At 54.2% G+C, this 12,575-nt stretch carries 11 protein-coding genes; 10 read left to right on the top strand and 1 reads right to left on the bottom strand.

Features of this window, described 5'->3' with window-relative positions; translation table 11 throughout:
- Positions 1-26: 26 nt before the first annotated feature.
- Positions 27-1,775 carry a S8 family serine peptidase gene (locus V8J88_RS24335; RefSeq protein ID WP_338846882.1) on the bottom strand — a complete coding sequence of 583 codons (1,749 nt, stop codon included), beginning with the start codon at positions 1,773-1,775 and terminating at the stop codon, positions 27-29.
- Positions 1,776-2,376: 601 nt separating this feature from the next.
- Here V8J88_RS24335 and V8J88_RS24340 point away from each other — a divergent pair.
- The 10 genes from V8J88_RS24340 (at position 2,377) to V8J88_RS24385 (ending at position 12,567) form a co-directional block, all read left to right on the top strand.
- Positions 2,377-3,609, top strand: a complete 1,233-nt coding sequence (locus V8J88_RS24340; protein WP_338846883.1) for a 3-methyl-2-oxobutanoate dehydrogenase (2-methylpropanoyl-transferring) subunit alpha — start codon at positions 2,377-2,379, stop codon at positions 3,607-3,609.
- Between the two features lie 3 nt (positions 3,610-3,612).
- A complete protein-coding gene (locus V8J88_RS24345; RefSeq protein WP_338846884.1) occupies positions 3,613-4,641 on the top strand; it encodes an alpha-ketoacid dehydrogenase subunit beta in 1,029 nt (342 codons plus the stop codon).
- 3 nt (positions 4,642-4,644) lie between these two features.
- Positions 4,645-5,949, top strand: a complete 1,305-nt coding sequence (locus tag V8J88_RS24350; protein ID WP_338846885.1) for a dihydrolipoamide acetyltransferase family protein — start codon at positions 4,645-4,647, stop codon at positions 5,947-5,949.
- Between the two features lie 3 nt (positions 5,950-5,952).
- Positions 5,953-7,356: a dihydrolipoyl dehydrogenase gene (lpdA, locus tag V8J88_RS24355; protein WP_338846886.1), complete on the top strand. Its 1,404-nt coding sequence runs from the start codon at positions 5,953-5,955 to the stop codon at positions 7,354-7,356.
- A gap of 74 nt (positions 7,357-7,430) precedes the next feature.
- Positions 7,431-7,709, top strand: a complete 279-nt coding sequence (locus tag V8J88_RS24360; RefSeq protein ID WP_338846887.1) for a hypothetical protein — start codon at positions 7,431-7,433, stop codon at positions 7,707-7,709.
- A complete protein-coding gene (locus V8J88_RS24365) occupies positions 7,709-8,278 on the top strand; it encodes a PIN domain-containing protein (protein WP_338846888.1) in 570 nt (189 codons plus the stop codon). Before V8J88_RS24360 ends, V8J88_RS24365 begins: the two co-directional genes overlap by 1 nt.
- A 334-nt stretch (positions 8,279-8,612) precedes the next feature.
- Positions 8,613-8,792 (top strand): hypothetical protein, encoded by a 180-nt coding sequence (locus V8J88_RS24370; RefSeq protein WP_338846889.1) that lies wholly within the window; start codon positions 8,613-8,615, stop codon positions 8,790-8,792.
- A gap of 411 nt (positions 8,793-9,203) precedes the next feature.
- Complete coding sequence (locus V8J88_RS24375) at positions 9,204-10,550, top strand: IS5 family transposase (RefSeq protein ID WP_338846890.1); 1,347 nt, start codon at positions 9,204-9,206, stop codon at positions 10,548-10,550.
- Positions 10,551-10,593: 43 nt separating this feature from the next.
- Entirely contained in the window at positions 10,594-10,869 is a 276-nt protein-coding gene (locus V8J88_RS24380) for a hypothetical protein (RefSeq protein WP_338846891.1), read from the top strand.
- 90 nt (positions 10,870-10,959) lie between these two features.
- On the top strand, positions 10,960-12,567 hold the full coding sequence (locus tag V8J88_RS24385) for an AAA family ATPase (RefSeq protein WP_338846892.1): 1,608 nt from the start codon (positions 10,960-10,962) through the stop codon (positions 12,565-12,567).
- Positions 12,568-12,575: the final 8 nt, after the last annotated feature.

The raw sequence follows: 12,575 nt of genomic DNA on the forward strand, positions 1-12,575 counted from the left end.
TCCGGCTGTGCGCAAGGGGCTACAGATTAACGGTAGTTGCGATAGATATGACAGGCGATGCCTTCTTTATGCCAGCCATCGCGGCCTTCACCAAGTTCATTGTAATCCTGGGTGTAGAAATGCAATTCCTTTTGCCCATGATAGTAACGATACAACGGCGTGGTTTTCGGCCCTGGCGTTTGGCTGCAATAGCCGGTAATGCCGTGGTATTCATAATCGCCATTGCCGCCGCCTAATTCATTCCAATCGGTGGTGTAGAAATTATTCCCGCTGGCGCTGCGATGATAATGATACAGCGGCACATTATCCGCATCCTGCGAACGTTTCAGAAAACCTGGCAGGCCTTCGTAATACCATACAGCCGACGATTCATTCATATTTTCAAAACCCAGGCTGATTTGCGTCCAATAAAAATGCCGGGAAGTATTATCTCGATTAACAAACCGATAGAGCGGCGCAAAATCAGATCGCTTCACACCTGCAACGGTGTGCGAGGCGCCATTCAAATAATCCAAGCGATAAAACGGTTGATCTTCATCATAGGTGGAGAAGGCCGCGCCAATCCGACCATTTTGCTCCAAAACATTGCGCACTTCCTGCGGGGTGGCGTTCGGATGGGTTTCCAGATATTGCGCCACCAAACCGCTGACATGCGCTGCTGCTTGTGAAGTGCCATCTTTGAGCACAGAATCCGTATCATTGAGATGACTGGCGGAACGGATCCGAACGCCCGGCGCCCATATATCAATACTGGAATGCGCGGCAATCGAATGGACGATACGATCATTTTCATCCGTCGCCCCCACGCTGATCACTTTCGGCTCACGCGCCGGCGAAACAAGATAACCTTCATCGATCGCGCTGGTGACCAATTTCCGATTGCCGGCGGCAGTCACCACAGTCAAGCCGGCATCCACCGTGCGCGCTACCGCCGCATCCAAAGCGCTATGCGGCGGGGTGGTCAGGCTGATGTTCAGCACGGCGGGGCGCTGCGCATTTGTCATGACCCACTCCAGGCCGGCAATCAAAATCGACGCCGTGCCCTTGCCCTCACAATCCAACACTTTCACACTGTGCATGCGAACTTGCTTGGCGACACCCCAGATTTGCCCGCCCAGCACGCCGGCGATATGCGTGCCATGTCCATTGCAATCCGAGAGACCTGCGGCATCCGTCACCACGGACATATCCAAAGTCACACGACCGGCAAAATCGCTGTGCGTATGGCGCACCCCGCTGTCCAGTAAATAGGCATGCACGCCGGCCCCGGTATATTCATATTCATATTTTTTATCATAATCCGGCAAAACCTGATCAAGCCGATCCAAATTCCAGGGGGCATTATCTTGCACCGCACTGGCTTCGGTCATGCTGTTTTGAATCACATAATCCACCAGCGCATCATTCGCCAATTGATCAGCCCCGGCCTCACTCATGTTTTTCACGCTGAACCCATATAAGGTTTTGCCATATACAAATTCGAGCTGTGCGCCATAGGTTTGCGCCATATTCTCTGCAATCTGTTGCAGATTCAGCGCCATCTTATTTTTCTTTAATACAACGATATATTCACCCGGCACTGCCGCCCCGGTCTTTTGCGCAGTTTTTGTCGGCAAAGGGTCGCGATTATCTACTGGATCTGTAATCACCACGCCACCACCTTCATCAGTAAGGTCGGTGGAAATACCTGAAACCTGGGCATGTGCGGCAAAACTGCCAGCTAATAACATCGCCAATGCCAGTGATTTATATTGCGGGGTCGTATTTTTCTTCATAACGCAATCCAAAAAGTGAACAGGGTAAGGAAATTGAAAAAAGGGAGTTGGCCTGTCATGCGCGGCCGACAGCGTCCCTGCAGCAAACATCGCTGCATTTTTCAATTTGACAACTATCACATTGAAAACAGATGGCGCGCAGACGCCGCCCTGCCACCTTGCAAAGGCAGGACTGGATTGTATGTGTGGGGAAACTGGCTGCTTCGCACTTATCTGTATTCAATGACAGTCATTCTACGGGAAGTGTTTTGGAGAATAAATATTTTCTTTGCAGAAACTTTGAATTACGATCAGAGTATTAAATTCATGCTGTGCTGCGTATCACCTGCCAATCTGTTCAGCGCCCTCCCACCCGGTCCCAATCCACCTGCCGCCGCCCGCGCGCGCGAATGAAAACAGGCCCCGGTTTTTCACAATTCCGCCCGCGCTTGCCTCATAATTGCGGCTTGTGATTTTCCACAAACCACGCGGCGCGGCCTAACCGGCCAAACCGTAATAACCACAACCAGCATGAGACCCATGTTGCAGCGATGGTGAAAAGTTACAAGCCGGACACCCCGTTGCAAATATAAGCACGACATGATCGAGCATAAGGAAGCCCATGAGCCAGTATGAACCGCTACGGTTGCACGTCCCCGAGCCTACAGGCCGCCCAGGATGCGCCACCGATTTCTCCTATCTGCGCACCTCGCCCGCCGGCGAAGTCCGCCGCCCACCCATCCACGTCAGTCCGGTCGATACCCGTGATATCGCCTACTCCCTGATCCGCGTTCTCGATGAGAACGGGCAGGCGGTCGGCCCCTGGGTTCCCGAGATTCCGCTGGAAGTCATCAAACGCGGCATGCGCGTGATGATGAAGACCCGCATTTTCGACGCGCGCATGCTGATTGCGCAGCGCCAAAAGAAAATGTCGTTCTACATGCAAAGCCTGGGCGAAGAAGCGATTGGCACAGCGCAATCCATGGCGCTGATGAAGGGCGATATGTGTTTCCCGACCTACCGTCAGCAAAGCATTTTGCTGGCGCGCGATGTTTCCATGGTCGATATGATGTGTCAGCTGCTCTCGAATGAGCGCGACCCGCTCAAGGGCCGTCAGCTGCCCGTGATGTATTCGGTCAAGGAATCGGGCTTTTTCTCGATTTCCGGCAATCTCGCCACCCAATATATTCAAGCTGTGGGCTGGGCCATGGCCTCGGCCATCAAGGGCGACACCAAAATTGCTTCGGCCTGGATTGGCGACGGCGCCACCGCTGAAGCCGATTTTGACACCGCGCTCACCTTCGCCCACGTCTATCGCGCTCCAGTGATTTTGAACGTGGTGAATAATCAATGGGCGATTTCGACCTTCCAAGCCATCGCCGGCGGTGAAGGCACCACCTTCGCCGCGCGCGGCGTCGGCGCCGGCATCGCTTCTCTGCGGGTGGACGGCAACGATTTCCTGGCGGTATACGCCGCTTCGCAATGGGCAGCAGAACGCGCGCGCCGCAATTTCGGCCCGACCCTGATCGAATGGGTGACCTATCGCGCCGGCCCGCACTCGACTTCTGACGATCCTTCCAAATACCGTCCGGCGGACGACGCGCAGCGCTTCCCGCTGGGCGACCCGATTGCGCGCTTGAAGCAATACCTGATCAACCAGGGCGCCTGGTCGGAAGAAGAGCACGAAACCGTGCACAAAGAATTGGAAGCCGAAGTGATTGCCGCCCAGCGCGAAGCCGAACAATACGGCAGCCTGGCCAATGGCCACGTCTTCAGCCCGGCGCAAATGTTTGAAGACATTTACGAAACCATGCCGGAGCATCTGCGCCGTCAACGTCAGGAACTCGGGGTGTAAAGCATGAGCGAGCAAAATAAAACATCGATGACCATGATCCAGGCCCTGCGTTCGGCCATGGATGTGATGTTGGAGCGCGATGACAATGTGGTGATCTACGGTCAGGACGTGGGCTATTTCGGCGGCGTATTCCGCTGCACCGAAGGGCTGCAAAAGAAATATGGCCGGACCCGCGTATTCGACGCGCCGATCTCTGAATCCGGCATCGTCGGTTCCGCCATCGGCATGGGCGCGTATGGCTTGCGCCCGGTGATCGAGATCCAATTCGCCGATTACATCTACCCCGCGTATGACCAGATCGTCTCGGAAGCGGCGCGCCTGCGTTACCGCTCGGCTTGCGATTTCACCGCTCCGCTGACCATCCGCACCCCTTGCGGCGGCGGCATTTACGGCGGCCAGACGCACAGCCAAAGCCCGGAGGCGGTGTTCGCCCACGTCTGCGGCTTGCGCACCGTGATGCCATCCAATCCATACGACGCCAAGGGCTTGCTGATCTCCTCGATTGAAAATAACGACCCGGTTATTTTCCTGGAGCCGAAGCGCCTCTACAACGGCCCGTTTGACGGCCATCACGACCGTCCCTCGGTGCCGTGGTCGCAACACGCCAGCGGCCAGGTGCCGGAAGGCTATTACAACGTGCCGCTCGATAAAGCAGCGATTTTCCGTCCCGGCGAGGAAGTCACGATTCTGGCCTACGGCACCATGGTGTGGGTGTCGGAAGCAGCGGTCAAAGAAGCCGGCGTGGACGCTGAAATCATCGACCTGCGCAGCTTGTGGCCGCTGGACTTGGATGCGATTGTGAATTCAGTCAAGAAAACCGGCCGCTGCGTGGTGGTGCATGAAGCCACCCGCACCTGCGGTTATGGCGCCGAACTGGTGTCGCTGGTGCAGGAGCATTGTTTCCATCATTTGGAAGCGCCTGTGATGCGTGTTACGGGTTGGGACACTCCCTACCCGCATGCGCAGGAATGGGACTACTTCCCCGGCCCGAAACGGGTCGCGGAAGCCTTGAAAAAAGTGATGGAGGCATAAGCGATGGGTATTCATGTAATCAAAGTGCCGGACATCGGTGAAGGCATTGTTGAAGTCGAATTGGTGGCCTGGAATGTGCAGGTCGGCGACATGGTCAAGGAAGATCAAAACCTGGCTGATGTGATGACCGACAAGGCCACGGTGGAAATTCCTTCCGCCGTCAGCGGCAAAGTGGTGGCGCTGGGCGGCGCCGCCGGCCAGATCGTGCGCGTCGGCGCGGAATTGATCCGCATCGAAGTTGAAGGCGCCGGCAATCTGGACGCCAACGCCGCCGCAGCACCGGCGCCGGCAGCAGCGCCGGCCCCTGCTCCGGCCCCGGCGCCGGCCCCAGTCGCAGCCGCGCCCGCGCCTGCACCGGCTGCAGCCCCGGCGCCTGCGCCGGCGGCGAAAGCCAGCCCGGCCCCGAGCGTGGGACAAACCCGCGCCTTTGGTGAAAAGCCATTGGCCTCGCCGGCAGTGCGCAAACGCGCCTGGGACATGGGCGTGGAACTGCGTTTTGTGCAGGGCAGCGGCCCGGCTGGCCGTATTCTGCATGAAGATCTGGATGCGTATATGGCCAAAGGCGGCGGTGCGCCGGCGGGCAATCTGGACAACCGCTACCGCGAGCTGAACGACGAACATCCGCAAGCCGTGATCGGGCTGCGCCGCAAGATTGCGCAGAAAATGCAAGACGCCAAGCGCCGCATTCCGCATTTCACCTATGTGGAAGAAGTCGATGTCACCGAGCTGGAAAATCTGCGCGCCACGCTCAACCATCAACACGGCAAAACCCGTGGCAAGCTGACCATGCTGCCCTTCCTGATGCGCGCCGTGGTGCTGGCGGTGCGCCGCTTCCCGCAGGTGAATGCGCGCTTCGATGACGAAGCGAATATCAACACCCGCTATGACGCCGTGCATTTGGGCATCGCTACGCAAACCGATGGCGGCCTGATGGTGCCGGTGGTGCGGCATGCGGAAACGCGCGATTTGTGGAACAGCGCGACTGAGCTGACCCGCCTGGCCGACGCTGCCCGCAGCGGCAAAGCCACGCGCGATGAGCTGTCCGGCTCGACCATCACCATCACCAGCTTGGGCGCTTTGGGCGGCATCGTCTCGACCCCGGTGATCAATCACCCGGAAGTGGCGATTGTCGGCGTCAACAAAATGGTGGAGCGTCCCGTCATCAAGCATGGCATGGTGGTGGCGCGCAAAATGATGAACCTGTCCTCGTCGTTTGACCACCGCGTGGTGGACGGCATGGACGCTGCCGAATTCGTCCAGGCCGTGCGCGGCTATCTGGAATGCCCGGCAACCCTGTTCGTGGAGTAAACAGTGAGCACAAGCAATCTGACAAGCAAGCTGCTGATTATTGGCGGCGGCCCCGGCGGTTATGTGGCAGGCATCCGCGCCGGCCAACTCGGCATCGACACCATTTTGGTGGAAGGCGGCAATCTGGGCGGCACCTGCCTGAACATCGGCTGCATTCCATCCAAAGCCCTGATCCATGTGGCGGAAGAGTTCCATAAAGCGGAACAACATGCGCACGGCTCAGCCCTGGGCATTTCGCACAGCGCGCCGCAACTCGATCTGGCCAAAGCGGTCAGCTGGAAAGACGGCATCGTCGGCAAACTGACCGGCGGCGTTGGCGCCCTGCTGAAAAAGAATGGCGTGAAAGTGGTCAAAGGCCAGGCTCATATCGTCGATGGCAAGCATGTGCGCGTCACGCAAGCCGATGGCGCCGTGGTGGACATCGCCTGCGAGCACCTGTTGCTGGCCACCGGCTCGCTGCCGGTTGAGCTGCCGTTCATGCCGTTTGGCGGCGCGGTGATTTCTTCCACCGAAGCCCTGTCCCCGACCACTTTGCCGCAAAAGCTGGTGGTGGTGGGCGGCGGTTATATCGGTCTGGAGCTGGGCATCGCCTATCGCAAGCTGGGCGTGCAAGTCGCGGTGGTGGAATCGTTGCCGCGCATTTTGCCGGCGTATGACGAAGAGCTGAGTAAAGTGGTGGCGAATTCGCTCAAGAAATTGGGCATTGAGCTGCACCTGGGCTGCCGCGTGGAAGGCATGAACAGCGCCGGCACGGCAGTGCGCGTGCTGGATGCTGAACATAAAGAGTTTGAGCTGAGCGCCGACCGCGTGCTGGTGGCGGTGGGACGCAAGCCCAACACCCAGGGTTATGGTCTGGAAAGTCTGATGCTGGACATGTCCGGCCGCAGCATCAAGATCGACGACCAGTGCCGCACCTCGATGCGCAATGTATGGGCGATTGGCGACGTGACCGGCGAACCGATGCTGGCGCACCGCGCCATGGCGCAAGGTGAGATGGTGGCGGAAATCATTTCCGGCAAGAAGCGCCATTTCCAACCGGCAGCGATTCCGGCGGTGTGCTTCACCGATCCGGAATTGGTGGTGGCGGGTTTGAGTCCGCAGGAGGCGCAAGCCGCCGGCATCGACATCATCACCGCCAATTTCCCCTTCGCCGCAAATGGCCGCGCGATGAGCATCGAATCCACCGACGGCTTTGTGCGCGTGGTGGCGCGACGCGACAACCGCTTGATCATCGGCTGGCAAGCGGTCGGCGCCGGCGTCTCCGAACTGGCGACCGCTTTCGGCCAATCGCTGGAAATGGGCGCCACCCTGGACGACATCGGCTCCACCATCCACGCCCATCCGACCCTGGGTGAAACAGTGCAGGAAGCTGCGCTGCGCGCCTTGGGGCATGCTTTGCATATTTGATGTGGTTTTCCCCCCTGCCTTTGCGGGCAGGGGGCGCTTCCTGTTTCTCCTCTGTAAAATCTACGAGGCATCTCATGACAATGAAAGAATGCTATGTGGAAATCATTGATCAAACAATGACGATTCCTGCTGAAGTTTTGGAGGTTTTGCCGCAAAACAAGAAACTGTATCTGTATACCGATTCAGAGCGGGGCACGGTTACTATTTATGCGAAAGATCCCACAGATTTGCCAAATAAATGGTTTTTTGAGGAAATGGCTCAGATCCATGCAGGTGAAGATTGGGAAACATATAGCGAACCAGTTCCACCTGAATTACTGCGCCGGCCGCGAAAAGAAGAAGGGAATGAATAATGACAAAGCAGCGCGTTATTCTTGACGCCAATATTTTATATGGCAGTTTTTCACGCGACTTACTCTTATCATTATTTGCCGCCGGAATGTATGAAGCCAAATGGACTGAGAAAATCACGCAAGAATGGGTCGGACATCTTTTGGAAAACAATAAAAATACCACCCAAGAAAAATTGACCCGAACAATCAGGCTTATGAATGCAATTCCACCAGCGGCCCTGGTCTCGCATTACGAGCAATTCATTGAGCAAGTCACCATACCGGACAAGGATGACAGACATGTCGTTGCCGCTGCAATCGCCTGTGGCGCACAAAAAATTCTGACTTGGAATTTAGGCGATTTCCCGAATAAAATCTTAAAAATATTTGGCGTACAAGCAGAGTCGCCTGATGCTTTCATTTATGAATTACTTTTAGCGTCGCCAGTGGAAGTCATTAAAATTTTCAAAGATTTACGCATGGGATTCAAAGCGCCGCCCGTTTCAGTCGATGGATTCTTTGAGAGATTGAATAAGAATAATTTCAAGTTAACTGCAAAGTTCTTGGAACGATACAAGGAATTGCTTTAATGTTTTTTCCGGGAAAATTGCTTCACTGAAGAGCTTCTTGAAAAGTGCGATGATTTTTAACAGGTCGTTGAAAAAGGGAAAAAAGCCTGATTTCAAGCTGACAAAAATCAAAATTCCAACCAATATTGAAATGAGAGCCTCAAAAAATTACTCTATTTCAGTTAAATTCAGGTTGATGAAAATGCCCCACATGGGACGCACAAGATAGTTTTTCAACACCCAGTTAAAGTAAACAGGACAAGGACTGTGAAAGAATTTCTTTGCTCGCTTTGGCGTCATTCAGGAAAAGCCAACTTGATTTGCATGCACCCATTTAACTTTACAGGCGTACGATATGACTATCAAAACCATTGAAATGAGCAACAAAGAAATTACCTATACTCTCATCGCACTCAAGAAATACGAGAAAGAATTATTATCTCAGGATGGCGAGTTAGCTGAAGATGCTGGTAATGATATTATCTTCATACAAGCAATTATTGAGCGCCTTTCCCAAGCCAAGAAAAAAGAATAACGCTCCGCAAAGATGGGGTATGCCAGAAATTGGAGGCCGTTTATGCTGAGATAAGCCGCCTCCGCAAGACGCCTGAAGAGCAAGGGTGCTTAGTTGACTTTTGAAATTTATTGGAGGAGCTGCATGCTCGCATATACAAGCGGAGAAAAATTGATTGCATTTGAGAGCCACTTATCGCACGCCAACCTTTACCCTGTTTGAAAATGCGATATTTCTTTACTTCCAAACAGGAAGTTAATCCCAACCCATGCCAACTATCCAAAAAAGCAGATATGCTTTTCTTTTTAATGAGTCTCCCCTGAACAATTCCCAACCTCCTGATTTTATTGAAAAAAATTGAGGAATGGAGACCGCAGAATTGCAAGAAATGATTAAAATAGAATTCATTTCCGGCAAAAAGCGGAGGGGCAAATGGGGCCAAAACCGACGGGGACAGTAAGCGCGGATATGTTCCGACAAAGGCTTGATGAGTTGGTCAACCCCAAACATCCATTGGTGAAGTTGGCCGATTTGATGGATTGGAGCGTGTTCGAGAGGGAATGGGCAACGCATTTCCCGTCATCACGAGGCAGACCAGCAACTTCTACGCGCCTGATCGCAGGCCTTTTGTATCTGCAACACACATTTGCGTTATCTGACGAAGATGTTGTGTGGGGATGGGTTGAGAATCCATATTGGCAATTGTTTTGCGGGGAAATTTGGTTTCAACATCACCCGCCAATTGACCCCAGTTCGCTGACGCGTTGGCGCAAACGGATTGGAGAAAAAGGTCTGGAATGGATGCTGACGCAGACAATCAAAGCAGCAGAAAAAGCCAAGGTGGTGGAACAAAAAAGCTTTGAGAAGGTGATCGTTGATAGCACAGTGCAAGAAAAAGCGATTACGTGGCCAACCGACGCAAAATTGCTGGAGCGCGCCAGGCAGCATCTGGTCAAATTTGCCATTGAGGAAAAGTTGGATTTGCGGCAAAACTATAACCGTGAGGCGCCAAAATTAGCCGGGCAAGTAGCGCGTTATGCTCACGCCAAGCAGTTCAAACGCATGCGCGGCAGTTTAAAGAAGCTCAAGACGCTGGTGGGGCGCGTTTATCGGGATGTGGAGCGCAAGCTCGCCAACAAGTCTGAGAGCGTGAAGCAGAAAGCCAGCGACTTGCTGGCCAAAGCGAAGCGCCTGCTGACGCAACAAAAAAATGACAAGAATAAACTTTATAGCCTGCATGCGCCGGAAGTTGAATGCATCTCCAAAGGAAAGGCCCGGCAGCCATATGAATTCGGTGTGAAGGTTTCGATTACGGTGACACACAAAGAAGGCTTGGTGGTGGGGATGCGCAGTATGCCCGGCAACCCATACGATGGCCATACTTTATACGAAGCATTGGAACAAGCGGCCATCCTGACAGATACCCTTCCAAAAGAGGCATTTACAGATTTGGGCTATCGCGGCGGCACAGCGCCAAGCGGCGTTAAAGTCTTCCATCGACGTTTAAAGCGCAACATCACAGCGCGACTTCGGCGGGATATCCGACGGCGAAGCGCAATTGAACCGGTGATTGGACATATGAAAAATGACGGAAGATTGAGCAGAAATTGGTTGAAAGGCGCTGATGGTGATGCCTTTCATGCTTTGTTATGCGGCTGCGGCCACAATCTGCGCATGATCCTCCGAAAGCTCCGGCTTTTTTTGGCCTTCCTTGCGTTTTTTTGCAGCTTCAGATTTCCTGAGGGAAAACCTTGTCTGACCGCAGATTGCATTTGTTGACCTTAATTTGAATTGTTCAGGGCCGACTAATGAGAATTGGATAATGAATTTCAAAAAATGTTATGCCAAGATTGAAAATGGTATCATGCAAATGCCAGCGGAAGTTCTGGAGATTTTGCCGCAAGGTGTGCAGCTATTCATTCGCACCGATATCGAAAAAGGGCGCATAACCATTCACGCAAAAAATCCAACTGATTTACCCAATAAATGGTTTTTTGAAGAATTGGATGCCATGGCGCAAGATGAAGATTGGGAAACATACAGCGAACCCGTGCCGCCAGAATTATTGCGCCGCCCGCGTAAAACCGAAGCCAAATAAGACGCCCATTGCAATGCATGTGACTTTACCACCTTCACACTGCTCATCGGCGCCACTCCAGGTATACTAAGCCCCAACCCAGGAGCCGCCATGCCCGCACAGCCCCCCATTGATGCCACATTCGCCAACCGCTTCGCACAAGCAGCGCCGGGCGATACACCGGCCTTACCTTTGGGCATACAGAATTTTGCCGAAATCCGCCAAGGCGGCTACCTCTATGCAGACAAAACCGCCTTGCTGGCGCGTATGTTCCGCAGCGGCAAGTATTTTTTCCTGTCGCGCCCGCGCCGCTTTGGCAAAAGCCTCTTGCTCGATACCTGTAAAGAATTATTGGAAGGCAATCAAACCCTGTTTCAAGGTCTGGCGGTGGAGCATGATTGGGAATGGCGCGCGCGCATCCCGGTGCTGAAATTGGATATGGGCGATTTTTTGCCCGGTTTGGATGGTTTGCAAGCCGGGCTGCTGCAAAAATTAGGGGAAAACGCTGAGCGTCTGGGGCTGTCCTGGCAGGCGCCGCAAAACCCCGCCACCGGTTTGCGCGAACTGATCTTGCAAACCCGGCGCAAATTCGGCCAGCGCGTGGCCGTGCTGGTGGATGAATACGATAAGCCAATGCTGGACACCCTGCAGGACAAGGCGCAATGCACAGCGATACGCGATTGGTTAAGCGGTTTTTATGCCGTCATCAAATCGGCTGACGCCGAAGTCGGTTTCGCCCTGATCAGCGGCGTCTCGCGCTTTGCCAAAGTCAGCCTGTTTTCCGGTTTAAACAATTTGCGCGATATCACGCTTGACCCCGACTACGCCAGTTTGTGCGGCTACACCGAAGCCGAGCTTGACCGTGTATTTGCCCCCTGGCTGCAGGGTTTGTCGCGGGAACAAATCAAGCGCTGGTACAACGGTTATCACTGGCTGGGCGAGCGCGTGTACAACCCGTATGCGATTCTGTGCCTGCTGCAGCAACGCAAATTCAAACCGCACTGGTATGAAACCGGCAGCCCGGGATTTTTGCTCAAGGAACTGGCGCAACGCACGCCATGGTTGCCGGATTTGCAGCAAATCCACGCTGACGCCGACTTGTTATCCAACTTCGATATTGAAACGATTTCCATTCCGGCGCTGATGTTCCAAACCGGCTATCTGACCATCGCCGACGAATATGCGATTGGCGACAATTATTATTACCGCCTGCGCTTGCCGAATCGCGATGTCGAACTGGGTTTGTTCAACCGCCTGCTGCCTGATCTGGTGGGGGATGACGCCAGAATCGGCGCACAACGCAATCGCCTGCATCAATTATTGAGCGCGGGCGATATCGCCGCCTTGCGGGAACTGTTCCAGTCCATCTACGCCGCCATTCCTTACAACTGGCACAGCAACACGCCGCTGGCGCAATATGAGGCATATTACGCCAGCGTGTTTTACGTGTACTTCATGGCCAGCGGTTTTCCAGACGTGCGCCTGGAAGACGCCACCAGCGTGGGCCGGATTGATATGAGCGTGATCTTGCCGCAGTGTGTCTGTATTTTTGAATTCAAAGTCGTGGCAGAAACAGCCGACGGCTCTGCGCTGGCGCAGATCGAAGCGCGCAATTACGCCCAAAAATACAAGGCGCTTGGACGGCCTGTGTTTTTAATCGGCATTGAATTCAGCAGCGCTCACAGAAATATTGCCGGTTTTGACTGGAAGCAAGTCTGACACTCGCC

The organism is Massilia sp. W12, from assembly GCF_037300705.1.
GTDB lineage: Bacteria > Pseudomonadota > Gammaproteobacteria > Burkholderiales > Burkholderiaceae_D > JACPVY01.

Bases quoted from the DNA above. Each gene is read 5' to 3' on its own strand.
- V8J88_RS24335 (WP_338846882.1), bottom strand. From the start codon at position 1,775: ATGAAGAAAAATACGACCCCGCAATATAAATCACTGGCATTGGCGATG.
- V8J88_RS24340 (WP_338846883.1), top strand. From the start codon at position 2,377: ATGAGCCAGTATGAACCGCTACGGTTGCACGTCCCCGAGCCTACAGGC.
- V8J88_RS24345 (WP_338846884.1), top strand. From the start codon at position 3,613: ATGAGCGAGCAAAATAAAACATCGATGACCATGATCCAGGCCCTGCGT.
- V8J88_RS24350 (WP_338846885.1), top strand. From the start codon at position 4,645: ATGGGTATTCATGTAATCAAAGTGCCGGACATCGGTGAAGGCATTGTT.
- V8J88_RS24360 (WP_338846887.1), top strand. From the start codon at position 7,431: ATGACAATGAAAGAATGCTATGTGGAAATCATTGATCAAACAATGACG.
- V8J88_RS24365 (WP_338846888.1), top strand. From the start codon at position 7,709: ATGACAAAGCAGCGCGTTATTCTTGACGCCAATATTTTATATGGCAGT.
- V8J88_RS24370 (WP_338846889.1), top strand. From the start codon at position 8,613: ATGACTATCAAAACCATTGAAATGAGCAACAAAGAAATTACCTATACT.
- V8J88_RS24375 (WP_338846890.1), top strand. From the start codon at position 9,204: ATGGGGCCAAAACCGACGGGGACAGTAAGCGCGGATATGTTCCGACAA.
- V8J88_RS24380 (WP_338846891.1), top strand. From the start codon at position 10,594: ATGAATTTCAAAAAATGTTATGCCAAGATTGAAAATGGTATCATGCAA.
- V8J88_RS24385 (WP_338846892.1), top strand. From the start codon at position 10,960: ATGCCCGCACAGCCCCCCATTGATGCCACATTCGCCAACCGCTTCGCA.